General features: G+C 40.4%; 14 protein-coding genes. 5 read left to right on the top strand and 9 right to left on the bottom strand.

Annotated features, from left to right (window positions below):
• Positions 1-34: 34 nt before the first annotated feature.
• A complete protein-coding gene (locus tag RIC88_RS04825; protein ID WP_350216358.1) occupies positions 35-253 on the top strand; it encodes a hypothetical protein in 219 nt (72 codons plus the stop codon).
• Here the strand turns inward: RIC88_RS04825 and RIC88_RS04830 are convergent, their stop codons facing one another.
• Both RIC88_RS04830 and RIC88_RS04835 read right to left on the bottom strand, forming a co-directional pair.
• Positions 254-1,012 carry an MBL fold metallo-hydrolase gene (locus tag RIC88_RS04830; protein WP_350216359.1) on the bottom strand — a complete coding sequence of 253 codons (759 nt, stop codon included), beginning with the start codon at positions 1,010-1,012 and terminating at the stop codon, positions 254-256. It abuts the gene before it with no gap.
• 96 nt (positions 1,013-1,108) lie between these two features.
• The gene (locus RIC88_RS04835; protein ID WP_350216360.1) at positions 1,109-1,543 is read right to left on the bottom strand and encodes a peptidylprolyl isomerase; all 435 of its coding nucleotides are present in this window, start codon (positions 1,541-1,543) and stop codon (positions 1,109-1,111) included.
• Between the two features lie 108 nt (positions 1,544-1,651).
• Between RIC88_RS04835 and RIC88_RS04840 the strand changes: the two genes are divergently transcribed.
• Positions 1,652-4,033 (top strand): ABC transporter permease, encoded by a 2,382-nt coding sequence (locus RIC88_RS04840; RefSeq protein WP_350216361.1) that lies wholly within the window; start codon positions 1,652-1,654, stop codon positions 4,031-4,033.
• Between the two features lie 51 nt (positions 4,034-4,084).
• Here the strand turns inward: RIC88_RS04840 and RIC88_RS04845 are convergent, their stop codons facing one another.
• Positions 4,085-6,247, bottom strand: a complete 2,163-nt coding sequence (locus tag RIC88_RS04845) for a glutamine synthetase III family protein (protein WP_350216362.1) — start codon at positions 6,245-6,247, stop codon at positions 4,085-4,087.
• A 138-nt stretch (positions 6,248-6,385) separates the two neighbouring features.
• On the opposite strand from RIC88_RS04845, the gene RIC88_RS04850 reads away from it, so the two are divergent.
• On the top strand, positions 6,386-7,084 hold the full coding sequence (locus RIC88_RS04850; RefSeq protein WP_350216363.1) for an RsmE family RNA methyltransferase: 699 nt from the start codon (positions 6,386-6,388) through the stop codon (positions 7,082-7,084).
• A 5-nt stretch (positions 7,085-7,089) separates the two neighbouring features.
• Here the strand turns inward: RIC88_RS04850 and RIC88_RS04855 are convergent, their stop codons facing one another.
• The 3 genes from RIC88_RS04855 to RIC88_RS04865 all read right to left on the bottom strand — a co-directional run bounded on the left by RIC88_RS04855 (position 7,090) and on the right by RIC88_RS04865 (position 18,555).
• On the bottom strand, positions 7,090-16,200 hold the full coding sequence (locus tag RIC88_RS04855; RefSeq protein WP_350216364.1) for a T9SS type A sorting domain-containing protein: 9,111 nt from the start codon (positions 16,198-16,200) through the stop codon (positions 7,090-7,092).
• A 134-nt stretch (positions 16,201-16,334) separates the two neighbouring features.
• Positions 16,335-16,766: a hypothetical protein gene (locus RIC88_RS04860; RefSeq protein WP_350216366.1), complete on the bottom strand. Its 432-nt coding sequence runs from the start codon at positions 16,764-16,766 to the stop codon at positions 16,335-16,337.
• Complete coding sequence (locus tag RIC88_RS04865; protein WP_350216367.1) at positions 16,756-18,555, bottom strand: hypothetical protein; 1,800 nt, start codon at positions 18,553-18,555, stop codon at positions 16,756-16,758. Before RIC88_RS04865 ends, RIC88_RS04860 begins: the two co-directional genes overlap by 11 nt.
• Before the next feature lie 128 nt (positions 18,556-18,683).
• Between RIC88_RS04865 and RIC88_RS04870 the strand changes: the two genes are divergently transcribed.
• Positions 18,684-19,259 carry a TlpA family protein disulfide reductase gene (locus RIC88_RS04870; protein WP_350216368.1) on the top strand — a complete coding sequence of 192 codons (576 nt, stop codon included), beginning with the start codon at positions 18,684-18,686 and terminating at the stop codon, positions 19,257-19,259.
• Positions 19,260-19,273: 14 nt separating this feature from the next.
• On the opposite strand, the gene RIC88_RS04875 is transcribed toward RIC88_RS04870, so the two are convergent.
• Genes RIC88_RS04875 through RIC88_RS04885 form a run of 3 tightly spaced genes read right to left on the bottom strand, consistent with a single transcriptional unit; the run spans position 19,274 to position 21,270 of the window.
• Complete coding sequence (locus RIC88_RS04875) at positions 19,274-19,720, bottom strand: hypothetical protein (protein ID WP_350216369.1); 447 nt, start codon at positions 19,718-19,720, stop codon at positions 19,274-19,276.
• A gap of 51 nt (positions 19,721-19,771) precedes the next feature.
• Positions 19,772-20,782: an agmatinase family protein gene (locus tag RIC88_RS04880; protein WP_350216370.1), complete on the bottom strand. Its 1,011-nt coding sequence runs from the start codon at positions 20,780-20,782 to the stop codon at positions 19,772-19,774.
• Positions 20,782-21,270, bottom strand: coding sequence for a SixA phosphatase family protein (locus RIC88_RS04885; RefSeq protein WP_350216371.1), 489 nt, complete (start codon positions 21,268-21,270; stop codon positions 20,782-20,784). Before RIC88_RS04885 ends, RIC88_RS04880 begins: the two co-directional genes overlap by 1 nt.
• Before the next feature lie 166 nt (positions 21,271-21,436).
• Here RIC88_RS04885 and topA point away from each other — a divergent pair, with 166 nt between their 5' ends.
• On the top strand, positions 21,437-23,788 hold the full coding sequence (gene topA, locus RIC88_RS04890; protein ID WP_350216372.1) for a type I DNA topoisomerase: 2,352 nt from the start codon (positions 21,437-21,439) through the stop codon (positions 23,786-23,788).
• Positions 23,789-23,794 lie beyond the last annotated feature (6 nt).

Below are 23,794 nucleotides of genomic sequence, written 5' to 3' on the forward strand. Positions count from 1 at the left end.
GCATCTTTGATTTATAATTAAAAAACTAAAAGTCATGGAAGCAATCTACTTTAACCAACTAATGGAAATGTCAATCGAGTATAATGTGAATGGAACATTGCTCAGAAGAAATGTAGTAGCAGGTAAAAAAGATGAATATGGGACTATGTGGGTCCTTGTGGAAACAACCGGTGATAGTCATTCAGCAAATAAGCAATGGGTGGAGCTGAGTTTCTTTAAAATGTGGTTAGATCAAATGGGAGCAGCTGCTTAATCACTCCATATACCAGTTCCTCAATCTCACCTCAATAGATAAATCAACGGATTCAATCTGCTGCTTGAATCCTTCCACATCACTCAAGCCATCCTTACCACGGTAGTGATATGGGTAAACAATAGAAGGTTGGAATTCAATAACTGCGCTAGCGGCCTGATTTACATCCATTGTATATGGCAGATTCATACACACAAAAGCCACATCAATGTTTTGGAGATTTCTCATCTCGGGAATATCTTCGGTATCACCGGAAATATAGAAGCGCTTTCCTCCTATGGTTAGTACATAGCCGTTTCCCCTACCCTTTGGATGACGAGAGTCCTCGGTTTCAGGTAAGTTGTACATTGGGATAGCTAATATTTCAATTCCTTCGAAAACAATCGTTTGGCCGTTTTCAATTGGAGCAGTTCTTCTCGCCATCTCCTCCGGAAGCTTTTCTTTTACTGCCTGAGGTGCAATAAACTGTGCTCTATCTGTTTCTAAAGTGTCTAGCGTCTTTTGATTTAAATGATCCCCATGAATATCTGTAATCAATATTAGCCTAGGATCTTTTAATCCATCAAACATTTCAATGCCACCATACGGATCTATATAAACGGTCTGATTGTTCCATGACAGAACAAGCGTGCCATGTAGGATGGGTTGAATGATCACCTCTCCATCATTAGTGGCAATTGTATCAGCTTCCGCTCTTTGCTGAGCTAACACAAAAGTGATAGAACAATAAAATATAACTACGGTGAGTATTTTCTTCATGACTTAAACTTTTTGATGCATTGAAGTTAACATTGAATAAACGGAAACAAAAAAGGCTTACACCTCTGCAAGCCATTCCATCTGTTAAAAAGGAAATTATTCTGAAACAACAACTTTCTCCATCACATCATCTTCTTTGATCTGATCGATCACATCCAGTCCTTCTACTACTTTACCGAATACCGTATGATTTCGGTCGAGGTGAGCAACATTATCTCTGTTGTGGCAAATGAAGAATTGAGATCCTCCCGTGTTTCTTCCTGCGTGCGCCATGGATAAAACCCCTTTATCATGGTATTGATTCTCGCCATCCAGTTCGCAATCGATCTGGTAGCCGGGTCCGCCGGTTCCATCTCCCTTCGGGCATCCGCCCTGAATGACGAAATTGGGAATTACACGATGGAAGGTGAGTCCATCATAGTATCCATCGTTGGCCAGGTCAATAAAATTCTTTACTGTGTTTGGGGCATCTTTCTCGAAAAACTCAATTTTCATTACTCCCCTCTTTGTGTGTATTTCTGCTGTTTTCATATCTGATGGCAAAGGTAATCCATCTGTTAAAAATTCTTAATTCTTATATACTGCTGAAACTATTGGTATTGAGCCGGGTATCTTACGTACGTCACAAAACTCAAACCCATGTTAAAGAACTATTTCTTGGTGGCCATCCGTCACCTCAAACGCCAGCCCGGCTATGCACTGCTTAATATTCTAGGATTAACTATAGGTATCGCTTCAGCCTTGCTGATTGTTTTATACCTCAATCAGGAAACCAGCTTTGATAAACATCATCCGAATGCTGAGAATATTTATCGCATCTCTGCAGACATTACTGAGCCTGATAATGCCTTCCGGTGGGCAGTAAGCCAGCCGCCTTTGGGAAAAACTGTCAATGAAGAATTTCAGGAAATCAAACAGTTTACTCGGTTTGCCGGTGGAGGAAATGTACGTTTCCGATATGATGATCGAAATTATGAAGCTGAAAACTGGTATCTGGTAGACTCAACTGTATTTGAAGTTTTTGCTGTGAACTTCTTACAAGGCGATCCGGTAACTGCACTCGATGCTCCCAATAGTGTCGCAATAAGTAAAACTCTCGCGGAGAAAATCTTTAAAGGAGAAAACCCTATGGGAAAACTGCTGGAAACTGAGCAGTTCTCGTACAAAGTTACGGGTGTCTATGAAGATATCCCGGTTACGTCTCACATCCGCCCGGATGCGATGGCGTCATTCAGTACAAACGAGCGATATGCAAATTCCCAAAGTTGGGGTGGCTTTGGCTTATACACCTATGTGGTATTAAACGATGGCGTGGATCCAACATACGTTGAAAAACGACTCAATGCTGAAATCATACCGAAGTATGTTGCTACCATTTTTGATCAGTTTGACATCAAGATCAAATATGAAATGATCAATATTCAGGACATTCACCTCTATTCAGATTTTCAGAATGAGCCATCTGCCCTTGGAAATATTGACTACATCTACATCTTTCTGGCAGTAGCTATTTTTCTGGTTCTGATCGCGTGCATCAACTACATGAATCTTGCTACAGCTCGATCGATGAGGCGCTCGTTAGAGGTAGGGATCAGGAAAGTAATGGGTGCGGTGCGCACTTCGCTTATTCGTCAGTTCATCATGGAGTCTGTGCTTATTGCATTAGTTTCAATGGCTATTAGTATTTTATTGTTGCTGGTAGTTGTACCATTGATCAATGATCAGCTAGGCACTTCACTGATGCTAAGTGATCTCGCTTCCAAAGAAATTATTCTGACTTTAATTGGAATTTTAGTTTTTACAGGTCTGGTGAGCGGTTCATACCCTGCATTCTATCTCTCAGGATTCAGTCCCATTAAAGCAATAAAAGGTGGAGCCGGAACTAAAAGAACGGGGAATGTTTGGTTACGAAGAGTACTGGTGGGTATCCAGTTTGCCGTTTCCATATTTATGTTGATTGGCACTCTCGTGATCTATCAGCAAATGCAATATGTAAGGAACGCAGACCTTGGTTTCAACAAGGATCAGGTAGTAAATTTCAGCCTAAATCGCACTACCAGTGAGCGGTGGGAAACATTAAGGACCAAGCTTTTAGCTAACCCTAATATTGAAAATGCCTCAACTTCCACCACAGTTCCGGGGAATGGATTTGGGAAGAACGTAATACAGGTTGAAACCAAAGAAGGTGTAATGGAAGAATATGGAGTTGATTGGTTTGGTGTTGACTATGACTACCTGGATGTGTTGGATCTGGAAGTTGTAAAAGGACGAGGGTTTTCAAGGGAATTTGTGAGTGATACCGCCTCTGCTGTTATTGTTAATGAGTCTATGGTAGAACGTTTTGGATGGGATGATCCCATTGGAAAACGATTTCAGTTTGATCAGGATAGTACCGTATTTCATAAAGTGATTGGGGTAATCAAAGATTTTCATCACCAGTCTATGTATAACCCTATCGAGTCGTTTATGATTTATCCGAGCCTTAACAACAGACAAGCGATGGTAAAAATCTCCGGCGACCTGGAAGAGGGAATTGATCACCTTCAAGCCTCCTGGGAAGAGCTTTTTTCAAACGCTCCGCTGGAATATCAATTTTTGGATCAAAACTTCATGCGTGACTATGAGAGCGATCAATTGAGGGGTCAGCTTTTCCTTGGGTTTGCTTTGATGATGATTATCATCTCCGGCCTTGGACTCTTAGGGCTGGCTTCCTTCACTGCTGAGCAACGAACCAAAGAGATCAGTGTTAGAAAAGTACTGGGTGCAGATGTGAAAGGTCTGATCCTTCTTTTAGTAAAAGATTTTATTTGGTTGGTTTTGGTAGGAGCTCTGCCTGCTTTTATTATAGGTTATAAAATCATGAACAACTGGTTAGGGGATTTTGAATATCACACAGAAATTAATCTCGCGATTTTCGTAGTAGTGCTATTGATTGTGACTGCTTTCGTGATGCTTACAACAGGGTTTCAAGCTTATAAAGCTGCGACTGTTAACCCTGCTGATAATTTAAAATATGAGTAAAGTAAAAAGCCCCTGTCGTTTCCGGCAGGGGCTTAATTACAACTTTATCTATTACCTTAAAAACAATAACTCTCTGTATTTTGGCAAAGGCCAATCCTCATCGTCCACCAATAGTTCCAGCTTATCTACTGCGTATCTTAAGGGTCCAAAGTATTTCCCCTTTACATTGTCGCAGTATTCGATAGCCATCTCCCGGATGTCTTCAATTTTATTGATCCGCTTACGCTCTTCAGTCATTTCATGAGACAATCTCCGTACATTGTTTATATGTGTTGAAACTTCCTCGATCGTCTTTTTGATTTCCGTCGCATCAATTCCCAATTCTTTTAAACCTCTAGCATTTTCAATCAGTTTCGTTTGGTATTTTGTCGCTGTAGGAATAATCATATTACTTGCTATATCTGCCATCATCCTGGATTCTATCTGCACTTTCATGATGTAGTTTTCCAGCCTGATTTCATGACGAGCATGAACCTCTGTTTTGTTCATCACTTTATGTTTTTCATAAAGTTTTATCGCCTTTTCTGTAATAGAGAAATCTAATGCGCGAGGTGTTTCTCTCTCATTGGAAAGCTTCCTTTTATTAGCCTCCTTCACCCAGTCATCAGAATATCCATCTCCTTCAAATCTGATTGGTTTTGACTCTTTGATATACCCTCTCAGTACATCAATGATGGCCAATCTCTTTTCGCGTCCTCCATCCGTCAGCTTATTCACCTTCTTATAAAAATCTGAAAGCTGCTCTGCCATGATAGTGTTTAGTACCATCATAGGATCAGAAACATTCGCATCCGATCCAACTGCTCTGAATTCAAACTTATTTCCGGTAAATGCAAACGGGGAAGTTCTATTTCGATCAGTATTATCCAATATTATTGGAGGAATCTGGTCGATTCCTAACTTCATGTAAAGGTTTTCACCTTTTTCTACCATTACATCACCAGACTTTTCCAACTTATCCAACACTTTGGTAAGCGTAGATCCAATAAAAACTGAGATAATTGCCGGAGGTGCTTCGTTAGCACCCAAACGCCAATCATTTCCAGCAGAAGCAATGCTAGACCTTAGCAAATCTGCATACTCATGAACTGCTTTTATGGTTGTGATGAAGAATGTAAGGAAAAGCAAATTGTCCTTGGCACTGGAGCTAGGTTGATAAAGGTTAACTCCCGTATCTGTTACCAGTGACCAGTTATTGTGTTTGCCACTTCCATTGAGTTCAGCAAAAGGCTTCTCGTGAAACAAAACCCTTAGATTGTGTTTATTAGCCACCTTCTCCATTACATCCTTTAGCAACTGATTTTGATCAGTCGCTTCATTCACATGGCCGTACATTGGAGCAGCTTCATATTGTGCAGGGGCTACTTCATTGTGACGGGTCATCAAAGGAATGCCCAATTTGTGAGCTTCGATTTCATAATCTTTCATGAAATCATAAATACGGGTAGGAATGGATCCAAAATAATGATCATCCAACTGCTGTCCACGTGCCGGATTGTGACCGTAAAGCGTTCTTCCACCCATCACTAAATCAGGGCGCGCATTATAAAGTGCTTTGTCTACAACAAAATACTCCTGCTCCCAACCCAATGAAGCGTTCACTTTGCTCACATTTCGATCGAATAACCTACAAACTTTAACAGCTGCTTTATCTACGGCTTCTAATGCTTTCAGCAACGGAGCTTTATGATCCAATGCCTCCCCTGTGTAGGCTACAAAGATTGTTGGAATACAAAGGGTCTTTCCATATATGAAAATCGGTGATGACGGATCCCACGCCGTGTAGCCCCTCGCCTCAAACGTACTTCTTATTCCTCCATTTGGAAATGAAGACGCATCGGGTTCCTGTTGTACCAGGGCTTCTGCACGAAAATTTTCAATCCCCTTACTTGGATCGAAGAAAGAGTCATGTTTCTCTGCCGTAGCACCCGTTAGTGGTTGAAACCAGTGCGTGTAGTGTGTTACACCTCGCTCTAAAGCCCAGTTTTTCACAGCAGCTGCTACTGCATCTGCTGTCTCAATGTCAACTTTTTTACGATTCCTGATACTGTCTGTAACCCGTTTAAATACTTCAGGCGATAAAGTCGACTGCATTTGAGCCTTGGTGAAGGCCATTTCTCCGAAATACTCGGAGATACGCTTAGAAGGAGCCTGTACGTCTACCTTCTCTCTAGTTTGAACTAAATTAAGAGCTTGGTGTCTTAGTTGTGCCATGGTTTATAGTTTTCGGAATAATTTTACCGTACAAAACTAACGACTTTTTGTAAATCTATATTTTTATGGTTCAGTTTTAATCCAAAAAATATATCATTTGCATAAAATGCACTTAATTGAGGTGATATTTTTAAATAAATGACCATTTTTTACGCAAAAAAGCTTAATAACGGAGTTAATTCCCTTTCTGAAGAAGAATCTAAACACTGTGCCTTGGTGTTGCGCCATAAAAACGGTGATCAAATAGAGGTGTTTGATGGGATTGGGGGAAAGCACCTGGCTGTTTTAACCCTTGTTAATAAAAAATCTTGTGAATTTGAAATTATCAAGTCCGAAATCAGCCCAAAGAAGTCCTTTAGTATTCATTTAGCTATCGCTCCAACTAAGAACATGGATCGAATGGAGTGGCTTATTGAAAAATTATCGGAAATTGGTGTAGACAAAGTGACGTTCATTCAAACCAAACACAGCGAGCGAAAGAAGCTGCGAATAGATAGATTGGAGAAAAAAGCTGTTTCTGCAATGAAGCAATCCGGCAACCCTTTTCTTCTGGAATTAAGCGACCTCACTCCTTATAATAAGTTCATCGATTCTGTAAACAGCGAATTGAAACTAATCGCACACGTGGATGACAGCTATAAGTATATTCGAGAGGCACTTGATCCAAACAAGTCAACAACCATTCTTATTGGTCCTGAAGGAGATTTCAGCCTGGATGAAGTTGAACAAGCGAAGAAAGCAGGATTCCATGCCACATCACTTGGGCAAAATACCTTGCGAACAGAAACAGCAGGCTTTGTTGCCTGCTGCGCTGTAAATTTTATAAACAATTTTTGATCTATTTATTTAATATAGACCTTATGCTTTTGCACATTTTGTCCCTGCTCTACTAACAAAAAGTAAATACCTGATCTCATGGCTGACAAGCCTTCAATTTTCTCATCGATAACAAACGTACCATCATATCTTTTTTGGAAATACGGCCTGCCGGCCAAATCAATAAGCTTGACTGAAATTGGAGAATGATTATCGCCTGATAATATCCTCAAACTAATATTGTCAGAAAAGGCAGGATTTGGATAGGTCGATATCTTAATCCCTTTTTGTTTGAAATTATTTTCAACCAGAATAACAGGAAGAAGCTCCTCCGCTCCATCAAAATCAACCTGACGTAATCGATAATAGCCAAGTCCTAAAAACGGCTTCTTATCAATAAAGGAGTACTCAATTTCTTCATTACTATTCCCATTTCCAGATACCACCCCAATAGGCTCAAAGGAAACCCCATCCGGAGAACGCTGCACTTCAAAGAAATCATTGTTAATCTCGGATGCTGTAACCCAATTCAATATTACCCTATTATCCCGTGCCACTCCGGTAAAGGAAATTAATTCTACAGGTAATTGCGAGGTTAATGATTCAGAACCATATGTAAAGTAATTCTCACTAAAAGATGTCCCAAGTGTTGATACAATTGATGCATTGGAAGGAGTTCCCGAGGCGACTCCACCTAGATCATCCCATTCGGTTCCGGCATCATCCCATACTAATACTCTTAATTCCTGATCATCAATTTCATCTTGAGTCATGGTATTAATACTTCCATCCAATCTGAATGTTGCACCGTTGGCCGGACTCGCTGTATTCACCCGCCAATACTCGTCCGCTACAATATGTTGAACGTTACTACTCGCTTCTACTGTAAAATTATCCACTGCCGCCTCGTTAGTAACCGGGGATAGTTCATAGAACTCAACCTCCCAAACCTGAACACCTCCCTGACCACTAGTTGTATTTACTCTAAAAGGCTTATAATTGGTAATTTTCCCAACCGGAAAAGTGAATGATTTACCGTTTCCAAGTTCAACTAACAATGGTCCGTTCACAAAGCCATTCGTTCTGGTATAGTTTCCAGACCCTGTGCCCACATCGCACAATAGAAGAGCTGCATTTGTTGAATCTGTTGTATTGAACCTTCCTTCTGTAAGTGTAAGCGTATTTGCAACCGCAATGGTATCCACGTTTCCAATATAGACCTGCCCTGAAGTTTTGTTGATTTCAACATTAAACATCTTATTTGATTTGAAATTGCCATTGACGATCTGGTTACTCGTTCCGGAAAAAATTACATTTCCGCTACCGTTGTTGTATGCTCCCGAAGTAAAGTCTAAATCTCCATTTAATGTTATGTCTCCTATCCCTGCATTAAAGGATCCGCCAGTTATACTAAGATCTCCGGATACTGTGAGGTCGGCTCCATTTCCATTATAAGCACCAGAAATCAATGAAAAATCATTCGCTAAAACCACAGTTGTAGCATCTCCGGCATTTAATGTACCATTAGTGATAGTAATCGGACCATCGCTGGAAAAACCAATTCTTCCAGTGTTGGAAAGTGTAGCGCCATCTTCTATAAAAATCCCATAGTTTCCAACAGTGTGAATAATTGCCGGAATCTTCTTAATGCCACCATCACTAATAACTAAACCTCTAATGTCAGTAAAATCTGCTGAGAAGGTATAATCATTACTTCCACCAAAATCTATTATTCCTCCTGTTGTATTAAAGAAGGCATCTAAATTCCCACCTGGAAGCGTTCCAGTCTCCAACTTTAAGGTACCTGATCCACTTATTTCGCCAAAATTATGACCATCAGAATCTCCAACATTTAAGAATCCCTCTATATCTACGCTGAATATATTTTGATTGTTATCAGTTGCAGATGACATGGTAATTGACGCATCACTAAGAATGTCTACAACAGCTCCAGCACGGGGAACCTCACCAGCAGGTGAATAGCTTACCCCACCATTAGTTGAAACTTCCCAAAGGGCCGTATTTGACCAATTTCCATTAGCACTAGAGACTGTTCGGTAAAGTAGGAGGTCATCAGGTATTTCATCCGGGTCTCCAATCGTAAATTCTCCTGTAAAATTGTTGTTGCCCAGATCGGTATCATCCCAGGTTATGGTATTATTTGCAGAATTAATTCCATTACCAGAGATCGGAGGTTGGATTTTAGTCCATGTAGGTGTTTCTAACCTGGCGTTTGCATAATTATTGATGTTTCCATTTATATCACTTCCTATATAGTGAAAAGTGATTGAACTTCCGGAAAATCCTGATATATCGCTATCGGAAGTGGTGACAACCCAATAATAATCTAACACATCTGTGCCTGTAGCAGAAGGGTGCGGAGCATTTATTGTTTTAAATAAAATAGTAGCTGTTTCACTGCTATTAACCACCACATCAATAGGAGTATATTTACCAGGCACACCCATTGGAATAGTAAATGATGTATTCCCATTTATTTCCTTTTCTACTCCGTCACTTTTCTTAACTCCATTAACAGAGATCATCGTATTTTCATCAAAACCTCCTGAAGTTGTTATTGTAGCATCCCCATCAATAAACAGGCGATTATCTGAAAGAGTAAATACACCATCATCAATAGCCAATTCATCGTCAATGGTGAGGGTCACCACTTGACCACCTCCGGTTTGGGCAAGTGTTACACCATTTGGATTATCAATAACCAATTTACTCACTGTACCGTCTCTGTCTGTTGAGGTTATTTCCTGATGGATGGAAGTGTTATTCATTGTAAGCCCACCCAATCCTGAATAGGTCGTTAAGATATCTGCGTCACCTTCTAGATTAGTAGGGATACCCTGATCATCAAAAATTCCTGTGTTAATGAGTAAATCATTAGTCAATGTAATTCCTGATCCAGGAACGGTTAAGTTATCAATTGAGACGGTACCGGATGAATTAATCGTCACGTCATAAAAGGTGCTTGCAGTAGTTCCGCTAATAGACTGGTTTGAGCCTTCGAATACGACGAGATTATTGTTTGCCGTGTAGGTTCCGTCATTGATGAAATCGCCTGAAATATTTAGTTGAAGGCCATTGGCATCAAACGTTCCATTATTATTGATCTCAAGGTCATTGGTTAATGTTAGTTCATTAATGACCATCTGTACAGTTGGGCTATTTGCATTGCTGCTATCAACTCTAATATTCGAAAGTGGTTGATAGGAATTCAATTCAAAAGTTGTTGAAGCCGGGGTGGTATAGGTTCCATCATCATATCCAAAATCGATATAGACGTCAGAAGCCATATTTACCGTCGGAGTTGTACTTGAGGTACCCACCACAAAACTTCCTATGGTTGGATTAGTCTGAGCATCCACTAATGCCAAAATAGAGGCGTTATCATCATTATTGAAAGTGAAAGTACCATTCGCTATTTCGAATATCCCTCTGGTATTTACGAATGTTGCTGTTGTATTTGCCCCAAACAATGCTGTCCCGCCTGTCTGAGTATAGGTTATAGTTCCATTCGATGAGAGGGTAGACCTCCGTAGATGAGATCCAACTATAAGTGAACCCGCAGATAATTCAATTTCAGAAGAACCTCCGGAACCATATTCAATGTAATTGTCTCCGCTGACTCCATCAGCAAAAATTGCATTACCGCCATTAATAGTTAATTTACCATCTAACTGAATTCCATTTCCAGAACCTGAGCCAGTAGCACTAACCCGAACAATTCCATCCGTTACAACCAATCCTGTAGTTGAAGGAATATCAAAATCTCCTCCTCCTGTATTCAGCTCAATATCAAGTCCGCTATTGTTTATCTGTAACGTTCCATTCTGCAGCTCCACTGCTTTTGTGATACCACTAGCGGTTCCATTTAAATTGAAATCCGTCTGAATATCTATGGTATCTGAGGCGCTGGTTCCTTTATTGACTACAATACGATAAAGTTCTGGTGTAATACCTGCTGCATTTGTGAAGCTGTTGTTTTGGGCACCTCCAAATTCCAGGTTGACACTCGTTGCTCCCGAATTATACAGATTCATAGAACTCATTAACTGCAACACCAGGTCTCCATTAACAACCAAATTGTGCTCATCTAAGCCTGCATTTTCAACAGTTATTGCACTTGATGCATGATTAAAAATGAGTGAATCAGAACTGAAAGTAACATTGGTTCCAACATCTTCAAAGTTTAATGTGCCTAACCCATTTTGACCAAACTTAGCAACACCATTAATAGTCATGTTGTTTGCTACATATAGATTTGAGTTATTATCACCAACAAATAGCTTTGCCGTTATTGGATTGCTGAATTCAACATCTCCTGTTCCGAATAAACGAAGACCTGGGAACTCGCTTCTATCGATAACTATTCGATTCGTATTTGCTCCTACAATCCAGTAAAAAAATCCGCTACTATCCTGCTCAATAAAATCACCCAAATCACCTGTAATCAAGCCTTCTGATTGAGTGCCTGTATTACTAATTCGCGGAACCAATTCACCTTTTCCCGAAACCTGGTCCAATGTAGCTGTATATGTTCGGTCAACCCTTAGCCTGGAAAGACTAGTGACATCCAAAGGATATGCATCCGCCTGAGAATCAAAGATGAGTTGAGCTACACTGATGTCAGCATTTGTAAATATTTGGTGCCTTCCTGTTCCTCCACCCTCATATACACTACCAATAACGGCAATATCGCCGGCTTGAGGATAGGTTCCTGTATTCGTAGTACTTGTATGACCTACCGTCGACCATGTGCTTGCCAGATTCCAATTAATCCATGATCCATCCGGAACACTACTATAATATACTTCAGGAAGCCCGTTCCATGCATTACTTCCCGCTGCACTGAAGTTAGCATTGATTAATTCGAATCGATTACCCGGAAAAGCTCCATTATTACTTGTACCATTAAAAATTAATTCGTTTGTATTTCTGTCGTCATCATTGGCATCCTCCTCCACGCGAGTAAATGGTGCTTCATCCAACACATATCCTCCATTGTATTGATTCTCATTACCAACAATATCCTCATCATCATAGAAAAACTGAAAAGAGATGTCCGGTAGTGTTCCTGCATTAAATTCAGAATGGTTTACCCTCCAGAAATAGCTTAGTTTGGCCGTCTCTGTAGGGTCAATTGTTGGAAGAAACTGATCAGCAACACTAATCTTCACATAGCCACTATCAATTCCATTAGCTCCTAAAATAGAAAGAGTAGCTGGGGTATATTTATCAGTACCTGACTCCTTATCCGTACCAATAGGAAAGAGGTAATCATCACGATCATTAGCAATGAACATCGAAATACCCTCATCTGAAGCATTTCCAGCAGTTCTAATGTATTTGGTTGTGCTATAACCTGTTCCGGAAATTCCTGATGAGTCCGTAGCTAGAATAAGTCCATAGATATCAATATCCAGGATACCTGTTGTCATTGTAAGCGTATCATAGATATACATATCTTCCTGAAAAATGGCCCCATTTGCATCATCCAGTTCAAGGTTGCTGAAAGTACCAGTTCCATCTCCATCTACAATGTGGGTAGCTGTACCTCCGGTTAATTCTATTTTCCCCACACCAGTATGAGTACCAGCATTATAAATATCTCCATTTACTGCTATATTGAATCCATTATCATCGAATGTTACCCCTGATCCGATAACCAAACTATCACCAATTTCAAAAGGATCAAGTGTTCCTTCAATACGTTTGGTTCCTCCTCCACTTAAAACCATCTGATACATCCCATTCATGTCTGACAGTGGCCCGTAAACTAGCTCTCCCTCTACCGAAATCCGCTGGACTGCAGATGTCCCGTTAAAGGTGATTGTATTTGTGATGGTTTCAATGTAGGTATTGGGTTCAATATAAAATCCATTTCCAATTGTCATGTCCCCTCCGTTAGCGTCAAAACGAACCCGGTTAAAGCCAGTACCACCATTATCCAGCATTCTGAAATCATTCAGTACCACTAAATCTTGCAGCGAGGCAGCTGGAGTAAACGCCGACGCATCCACAGCGCCATTGTAAAACTGGCGGGTGTTACCATCTTCTTTATTCAGTGTTAAATCCCAGAATGGTGCTGTTGAGTTTATGATCCCATCATCTTCATCAAAAGTTCCTGTAAAATTTCTTATTTCAACATTTATTGTTCCACCGGAAACACTGTAATTACCCTCATCCACTCCAATCTGAATTAATACGTCATCTCCTCCTGTCTCCTTGGGTTGATCATCATCATTATCATCTTCCATGATGATATTTAAAATGGTGGGATTGGAAGGATCTTCCTCCATTACTGTGAAATTCATTTCCGGATAAGGTAAACTAAACAAGGCGTGTGATCCATTTGCTCCATCCCCTATATCGTCAACTGGATATTGAGCTGAATTATTGTATGGGTTCACTGTTACCGTTCCCCCCGTTTGGATATAAGCCCCTCTAGGATCAATTGGGCCTCCCACGGTTCTTATCTGACTAACCGAAGTAGTTCCCCCTTCTACCAACATAATTGCCGAATCATCAAAAAGAATCTGACATGTTCCTGTTCCTTTGGAAAGGGTAGCATTGTCGCTGATTTGAAGTTTACCCATCACCTGAATACCTCTCTGTTGTTCAGATGTTAATGAAGAAGTACCGGATAGCCACAATCTTGCGTCCGGGAAAATGGCGAAATCAGTATTACATGTTCCGGAGCATACCCTGGCCACATTGCCATTCAAGTCACCTGTGGTAACCTCAGGTATCACAATATTATCCGACAGTTTCAAAGTACCCTTTTCAAGGCCCAATGCTTTTGGATTTACATATTCAGAATCATTTGAACCTACATGCTGGGCAAATGCTACCCGACCTAATAATTCAAAATTTGCCGAGCTATTAGCCATGATTTCACATATATAAGTGTCATCCGATCCTTTATCTATTTCAATTCGATAAAAAGTGGTAGGACCATTACAGGTAACAAGCTGATCTTGAGATGCTGAAGTGAATAATACCTCTACTACTCCATACTGAGTTGCACCTCCCGCAAATCCATCAGGATCGATAGCCATTGGGTATTGATCCAAATTTGCTGCTGGAAGGTTAGTGAATGAAACGGTTCCTTCGTTAGTGAAATCACCTTTGATTTCAAATTGATGAAACTGATATACCTCAACTACATTACCTCCCGGCCATAAGGTTTGCGCGTCTCCGGTTCCTGTGGAAATGGTACCTGATGAATTAACCGTTACATCTCCATTGACCAATAAGGATAAGGTAGTTGTTGCTGTGTTGTCATTGATTCTAAATGTTCCATCTGAGACCAATAAGTCTCCTAAGAGAACAATATCATCCAATAAGGTCAGTGTGCCATCTAATGTTTCAGCATCATTGGTCATATGAACTGTCAAGTCATTGAAAGTCTCTGCTGTGGAAATACTATAATCAGTAGATCCATCATAATAAAACTCATAAGTACCACCTGATGTAGTAATAAATGAATTAGTGGTATTTACTGTGGGAAGACTGAAGCTATGCAAACGAATGAACCCTTTACCACTAAGGTTTTCAAACGTATGTCCGGACGTTCCTTCTAAATCTAGAATCCCTCCCAGTCTAATGGTAACATCACCAACAGTATAAGAGCCACCATTGGAGGTTACTGCATCAGCATCCAGATCAATTTCATCACCATTAAGAATAAAAACATTATCTGTTGCCTGGTTGGGATATCGATTATCTGAATTGATGCGCAAAGAGCCTGAAGGATCAGTTGTCCAGTTAAGTGGATCATCCCAATCTCCTGATTTGTATGAATAAAAATTCACAGTCTCGGTAACCCCTAGGGTGTAGTAACCATCAGCTAAATCTGCATCCGGAATCGTGAATGTGACCTTTTTATTTCCATCGGTGAATGAAGCCGTAGGCCCCCCTGATACTTCCGTAAAATCTATTGAGGTCGGATCAGTTGTATAAAGCACCTTAAAATCTGCTGTTGTTCCAATATCATCAGCATCTCCAAAACCCGCTTCATCTGTATCAAAAGAAAGCGTAACATCGACTGCTCCGGTTTTTTCCATGTACCAAATACGATCCCAACGACTAAAGCCAATAAGTGACGCATCAACATCATTTTTTGTTGTACCATGACCTACTCCATTGTGACCAACAAATAACCATTCGTCATCCGCATCCAAAGAAGATCCACTTTCATCTAAATACAGTGCCCCTCCAGATCCTGTTACAGAAGTTGAAATGTTCCCAGCTGTCTGCCGCCCAATACCCACGAGTTCCATTTCGTAACCTGATTGAGCATACTCATCATCGGCGGAGAGAGTGATACCATATTTTTCCCCCAAATAATTATTGATAACTGTAATCTCGCCATCATTAAGCGTGACATTATAATAAATTGCCTCCGTGATTAACCCGGTAAAACCTGAGGAGCCACTTGTAATAGTAGAGCCGCCACTTATCCGATTGCCATCACCACTTTCACCAAATGTAATATCTCCAGCATTTCCTGGAACAGAGCTTAGTGCAGAGGTATTTGTCCCGATAGAACTATTGTCAATAAATGCCTCAATGCTTGTAGATCCACCATCGAAAGTGAACGCTAAAATGTAATTTGTGCTTACCGTTAAAACAGAAGAAGTAATGAAATATTCATTACCAGAATCGTAAATACCTGCATTTAATTGGCCTGACGCATCCAAATGAATAATAAGACCATCCGTGGCATTTCCCTGTTCATAAATCACCTCCGTGCCACTAAAAGAGCTGGGTGTTTGAAAAACTAAAAAGATGGTTCGATTACTAAAAGTGGAAGTATTTATACTTCCGGAGTTTCCAATACTCAATTCCTTTCCCGATGAAAAGGTCACCCCTTCAATTCCATTAATGGCAGGGTCTGTAAATGCAGGTTCTTGAGACACTGGTGGCGTTGCATCATTCGTAGCAGCTTGGTCTTCCCAAATACTTACCAAACCTCCTGATTCGAATAAGCCAACATCCCCTCTTAACCAAAAAATGTTTGATGAATTGTCTCTTACACCAGCAGGTCCACTTTGGGAAAACAGGGTGATAGGAAAGCAAACAATTGCTAAAATTAGAAATTGACGATAGAAAGCTTTCATAGTTTGTGGTATTACACTAAGGTATTAATGGAAAAATACCAAAACAATATCATCATTTGATACTTTTTTCGTTTAAGGAAGCTCTTCTATTGATGGAATGGTCGAAAATAAGTCAAAATGCGCCTTTTCTTAGACTAGTTGTAAGCGTTGTAGCTTAAAAAACTACCATCTACCTCTATCTGTAATTGTTCAGAGGTAACGTTATGTACGATCCAGAAGTCACCAGAACCAAAAATTAAACTATCTGAAAACAGGTTTCTTTCAGCGAACCTAGAAGCATTTGCCCTTCCTATGTAAGTCGTGTCAAAGATCTCACAATTGTCTGCTCTGACCAGGCTTGAAATATCAATTGAATCAGCGGACGCATTGGGAATCAACTCAATGTGTAGTATAGCTGAGTCAGCACAATTTTGTGAATTTACCAATTGATGCCAATCCTTTGTTCCCGACTGACCGCTCAATAGTCTTTCAATCTGATAATGATAAAGTCCAGGTGGTAGGCTCTCTTCTGAACACCCTAGTAGTAGTAAAATGAAAAAGAAAACGCTGAAAATCCTACCTTGCATTTCCTGTACGGTCGATCACCACATACCCAAGCTCATCAGAATCAAGCGGAAGTTGCTCCTCAGGATAAAGCAGAATAGTCAACTCCTGGGTTAAATCATCAAATTTGAAATCAACTGGTTTTTTAGAAACGGATACGACTGTTCCCCAATTTAATTGGCCACTTGGCGTATAGCTCACAACTACAAAATTGTCGGTTTGAGCTGCTGTATTGTAAATGTAAAAGCTCTCAGAGCCCGCAATTGTTGGTAATGAATCGCTTTCATATTGCACAGCCTCTGATCCTGGTAAATCAAATGCTAGTTTCCATTTTGAAATCCGATCTGGACCGAATGATGCCACATATCCTTTTTTGTCACCAAGGTTAGCACCATAAGCTACTATTTCATCCGGAGTTTTAACAGGCACACCCATAGTCATAAACCCTCCTTCAGGGGCATCCTGTACAAACAAAGGATATCTTATATCAGCATTTTCTGCGTCCACCCCCCACCTGTTCTTTTCACTCCAAAATTCTACAGCATCACCCAGCCAGCTTACCTGTCTTCTAGACCAGGCCTGCATGTCTGTCACATACTTGGATGCAGTGACATACTTCTGGAAAAAGCTTTCGATATAGTCTTTGTATTTCTTCTTGGCAAGTTCTAAATCATCAGAAGAAATAGATTCAATCAGCATGTTCATTTCCTTGGCATCAGCAAGTGCACTTTCAAAAATGGCTAGCTGTGATCCAATCAACAAAGAATCCATTAACGCTGGATTTAACTGTAGATCTATTTGCTTGATGATCCGCGCCTCATACATTTCCGTCTTTAGTAACTTTTCTACTGTAGATTTTGGATCATATTTTTCAAACTGAGCAGCCAGATTTTCAGGAAAAAATCCAATATCGGCATCCTGGCTATTTTTTACTTTGGCTTTTTTATCTCTTATTTCATCTGCATAGTTCTTTACCATTGTCTTGAAGAGTGCCACGCCTCCCAATATTTCGGATTGTGCCTCTCTTGCCCATTCCTCAAAATTCCATATCTCAATTGTGCCAGAGCGCATATTCGATGCATTCATCCCATCTACTCCAAATTGCTCTATGGTTTTCAAGGTCAATTCCTGATATTTATCAGACCCAAGCTTCTCGGCCAACTCCTGAACATTTCTCGCATTGTCTACACCAACCCGCCCATTCTCTTCAATAATTGCAAGCTTCGCTTTCGTATCCTCATCAGCCCCGATCAACATACTATTATAAAGATTAAACTGCGAGGTGAGGGATCGGTATGCTTCCATCGCCACTTTCTGATTGTTTTCTACCTTCATTACGCTTCTGTGCATTTCTTTCACATTGGCAATGCGTTTCTCAATAGCCTCCATCTTTTTCTCAATATCCAAGTGTACATCTGATACTTTAATACCAAATTCACCTGTACGTAAATCCCTTCTGAAAAAGGCTTGATAGTATTCATCCCTCTTTTTGAGCTCCTTTTCATCGATCAATGATTTTGCTTTCTCGAGATAAAAAATGGCAGAATCGCCCACTTCATAAACACGTGATGAATCATCAACAACATCATATTTCAAAAATCGATCTTCTAACCACAAGCCCATCTGCAAGTTAGGATTTGCTTCATCCTGATTCTTTTCATCAGAAAGGTATTGGATGAGTTGAGGTCCGCCATCAGTGTAGTTCTTAGCAGCCAGGATTGGATAGAGATCTTTGTACTTGACCTTTTGAGCTTCCGCTGTGAATAATATTAATAGACTAAGCAGGAAGATAGCTGTTGGCTTAATTTTCATGGGTTTGGTGAGATTTTTTTTGCAACTGCTAATTTATAAAAATACTAAGTGGATTTATAAGAATATTTAGATTGTCTTAGGGGAATCATTTTTCGCGTTTGATTGTAATAGCACCGGAAACAATGGCGATGAAGAAAAAAATAAAGAAAGAGCTGATAGAATGGGTGATACTTATTTCAATAATTGGTGTGATCTATTTTACAGGATGGCACACAGAGCTTATAGGAAGGGTACAGCAGGCTGTTTTAGCTACCGGAATTATTCAGCCCAGCATTATTGAAGAAGAAAAAACAGCTTCTTATGATTTTTGGCTCGAGGATCTTGAAGGGGATAGGATTTCTTTTGATTCCTTTAAGAACGAGATAGTATTTATAAATTTTTGGGCTACCTGGTGCCCTCCTTGTATTGCAGAAATGCCAGATATTCATGAATTATATAAATCTGAGAATGATCAAGTCAGATTTGTAATGATTTCACTCGATAAGGATGAAAATAAAGCTCGTGAATTTATTAAAGATAAGAAATTCGATTTTCCCGTTTACTTCCTTAGATCCTCACTGCCTGATAGCTATGATACTCACTCAATTCCTACCACCTATGTTCTGGATAAAATAGGAACAATAAAAGTAGAGAATCATGGAATGGCGAAATACAATACAGAAAAGTTCAAAGACCTGTTATCGGAGCTTGCAAGCATGCAATAGTTTCCGAAAAATTGCTACTCCTTTCTTTGCCTGATGGCCGCAATCCTTTTTTCAATATCCAAATGAACGTCAGACACTTTAATGGCAAACTTTCCACTTCTTAAATCCCTTCTCACAAATTCTTGATAGTAATCCTTTTGCTTCTTTACCTCTTTATCGTCAATTAAGCTCTTCGCTTTTGTTAGAAAAACAATGGCTGAATCTCCTACCTGCACTAGCATCGCCGAATTTGACCCATCCAAATTATTAAACCTTTCGTGCAGCCAAATGCCCATCTGATAATTCGGATTGGCCTCACTTTGGTTTTCAATATCTGTCAGGTATGCTTTAAGCTTTGGGATTCCTTGCTTATAATTTTTTGCTTCCAGGTATGGGTAGATATCCTTATATTTTAGTTTTTGTGCCAAACATACTGTTGATATAAACGTCAGTGCTATTAAAATTATCGACTTAAACTTCATTTTATCTTTATTGAGTTAGGCTAATTTAATGATAAACCACCTGATTTATTCTTATTTAAATTCCAACAATTTGTGAGAGACACCCGTCAAAGTAGCAATTCTGAAAAGGATACGTGCTGCCACATTTGCATCCCAGGAATTGTTTCCTGTTTCGCAAACGTCAAATCCTATAATCTTGCGTCCTGATCTAACTACCTTCTCCATCAAATACACCGCCTCATTAAATTTCAGTCCTCCCGCAACTGGGGTGCCCGTGTTTGGACAAAGTGATGGATCCAGCCCATCCATATCAAAGCTGATGTATACATTCTGTGGCAATGTCTCTACTATTTCATCCACCTGCTGACTCCATGAAATACCATTAATTTGATTCCGGAAGATTTGCTCGTCATAGAAAACATGAACAGGCTTTGAAGAGACTTTAATATAGCTTTCCTCTTCTTCACAAAAATCACGAATGCCGACTTGAGTAACAGAGGTGACCCCTTCTTCCTTCAGGGCATTATACATAATGCTGGCATGGCTGTATTCAAATCGCTCATACGCTTGTCGCAAGTCCATGTGAGCATCAACCTGCAAAATCCCGAAATCACCCCTTTTCGCAAGTGTCCTGATCAATCCTAATGGTGAACTATGATCACCTCCAACAACACCAACTAGCTTGCCTAGATTTATAAATGAGTCTGCTGTTTCTTCAATTTTAGCATGCGTATTTTCACAATACTCATTTACAAATCCCAACTGGTCCGCCTCCGGCTCTTTGCCTGCCTCTAATGCTTTTATGACGTTAACAGCTCTTCCACGGTGAATCTCATTTTGACTAGCTACAATTGTGCGATCAAACATAGCCATCTTCAATTCCCAGGGATTTTTGACACTTAAAAGAGAAAAATCGAGTTGTGAAGACTCATCCAGAATCAATTCTGGGCCTTTGGAAGTCCCTTGTCCATAGGATACAGTTACATCCAGATGAACAGGAATAAGTATTAAATCTGATTCTTCAAGACTGTAAGGCAAACCGAAAATGCTGCCCTTTTTTCCAACATCGCTAGGGTTGTACATTAGTGATTGGGATGGTAATAGGCTTCAAAAATACCCGTGCCTTGTGAAATTTCAGACCACTTTAGCTTTTCAATTCTTATTGTCACAATTCCTGCCGGATCCATATTTCCAATGATTGAACCAGAAAGGTACTCTCCAAAAAAAGTAATAGTCGGGTTATGACCAATGATAGTCACCTCGTTATGATCTTCGGGCAGTCCGTTCAAAACACTAAGCAGTTCCCGTACGGAGGCATTATAAATAACATCCTGATAATCGATTACCTGTTCACTCATCTCCAACTCCTCCACCAAATTCAAAGCCGTTTCCCTGGTTCTTTCAGCTGTGCTACAAAGTATGATATCAGGATTGAAGTTTTGATTGATCAGATGTCGTCCTAAAGCCCGAACGGTGCTTTGTCCCTCATGTGTCAGTCTCCGATTAATATCTTTTTTTTCATTGGGATTTTCGGCATACGAATGTCGGATCAGATGAAGTTTTTTGCTCATCGGTTTTAGTTGGTTAGGCTTAAATATAATCCAATCAAATGGCTCTTGACAAATGGATGAATTTTAGTTTTTTCAATTTTGTTTTGAACAGGATTTAAATAGTCGTGTTATGTTTACGCGCTAATTGAGTCAAGCTCGATTCATTTTTGATAGAAAAAATTCATTCATGGGAAAAAATCTTGTAATAGTTGAGTCGCCTGCCAAGGCAAAAACAATTGAAGGGTATTTGGGGAAAGATTTTGAAGTAAAATCATCGTACGGTCATGTCCGGGATTTACCAAAGGATGATACCGCTATCGATATAAAAAATGGTTTTAAGCCTACTTATGAGATATCAAAAGACAAGAAAGAGGTAGTAAAGGAGCTCAAGAAATTAGCGAAGGCAGCTGAGACAATCTACCTCGCATCTGATGATGACCGTGAAGGAGAAGCTATCTCATGGCATCTGTCGGAAGCATTGGACCTGGACAATGCCAAAACCAGAAGAATCGTATTTAGAGAGATTACAAAAAACGCGATTCAAAATGCAATCCAAAATCCAAGAGGTATAGACATAGACCTGGTGAATGCCCAACAGGCCAGAAGAATCCTTGACAGATTAGTGGGATTTGAGTTGTCTCCTATCCTGTGGAAAAAAATCAAAGGAGGACTTTCAGCAGGAAGAGTACAGTCAGTAGCTGTACGCTTAGTGGTGGAGAGAGAGAGAGAGATCGCCAGTTTTACACCTGAGTCCTCTTTCCGAATTACTGCTGAGTTTAATCTGGAAGGTGGTAAAACTCTCAAATCAGAATTACCAAAAAAATTCAAGTCCGAAGATGACGCAATGAGCTTCCTTCAAAAATGCATAGGGGCCGAATTTGTGATTGAGAATCTGGAGACAAAGCCTGCTAAAAAATCGCCGGCACCTCCGTTTACGACTTCCACATTACAGCAAGAAGCGAGTAGAAAACTTGGTTTTTCCGTGGCACGAACTATGTCGGTGGCACAGAAACTTTATGAGGCAGGTAAAATCTCATACATGAGAACTGACTCATTAAACCTCTCAGAAGAAGCACTCACTGGAGCTGCCTCGGCAATCAAGTCAAACTACGGAGACAAGTATGCGAAACGGAGAGTTTTTAAAACTAAAAACGCCGGTGCTCAGGAAGCTCACGAAGCAATAAGACCTACCAATTTCGGAGCGCAGAGTGCAGGAAAAGATGACGCTGAAAAAAGACTTTATGATTTGATCTGGAAGCGAGCGATTGCTTCGCAGATGTCGGAAGCTCAGCTCGAAAAGACAACCGCAACGATAGGAATTTCCAAAACTGATGAGAAGTTAGTAGCTAAAGGTGAGGTAGTAAAGTTTGATGGCTTCCTGAAGGTGTACATCGAATCCACTGATGATGAAAATGGCGAGGAAGAAAACACTAACATGCTTCCGCCACTGAGTGTCGGGCAGGTGCTTGATTTAAAAGAAATCTTAGGCAAGCAAGGGTTTACAAGGCATCCGCCGAGATACACAGAAGCCAGCCTTGTGAAGAAACTGGAAGAGATGGGCATTGGACGTCCGTCCACTTACGCTCCTACCATTTCGACAGTGCAGAAACGAAACTATGTAGAGAAAGATTCACGAGAGGGACATGAAAGAACCTCAATTGAGTGTAGACTGAAAGATGGTGAGATTAAGCGTGCCGAGGTTACGGAAATAACAGGCGCAGAAAAAAATAAACTCTTCCCCACTAACACCGCGATGGTGGTGAATGACTTCCTTGTAGATAATTTTCCAAATGTGATCGACTACAGCTTTACCGCAGATGTGGAGCAACAGTTTGATGATATCGCTCAAGGGAAGACCGTTTGGAATCAAATGATCGACAAGTTCTACGGTGGATTCCACTCTACGGTAGAAAAATCGGCTGATCTTGATAGGGCCTCTGTTAATCAGGTGAGGGAGATTGGTGAGGATCCAAAGTCGGGAGAAAAAATCTATGCACGGCATGGAAAATATGGGGCGTACGTTCAGAAGGGAGAGCTTGTAGAAGGTGAAGAAAAACCACAATATGCCAGCCTGAAGCATGGCCAGTTTATGGACACCATCAATTTGGAAGAAGCGCTTGAGCTTTTTAAGCTACCAAGAGAAGTTGGGACTTTTGAAGACAAGCCAATGGTTGCAGCTGTGGGACGGTTTGGCCCCTACATTCGTCATGACGGGAAATTTGTTTCAATCAAGAAAGAGCAGGATCCCCTGACAATAACGGAGGAAGAGGCAGTTCAATTGATTCTGGATAAAAGAGAATCGGACGCTAATAAATACATCAAGACTTTTGATGAAGATGAGAATGTAGCGGTGCTAAACGGACGTTGGGGTCCTTACATCAAATTTGGTAAGAAGAATGTGAAAATTCCTAAGGATGTAGTGCCTGAAGAGCTAACCTTCGAGCAGTGTAAAGAGCTTGCAGATAAAGCACCTGAAAAGAAAGGCCGGGGCGGTAAGAAGGCTGCTGCAAAGAAACCGGCAGCCAAAAAGAAAAAGTAATTTAAA

The sequence above is a fragment of the Ekhidna sp. genome, from assembly GCF_040220215.1.
Classification (GTDB): Bacteria; Bacteroidota; Bacteroidia; order Cytophagales; family Cyclobacteriaceae; genus Ekhidna.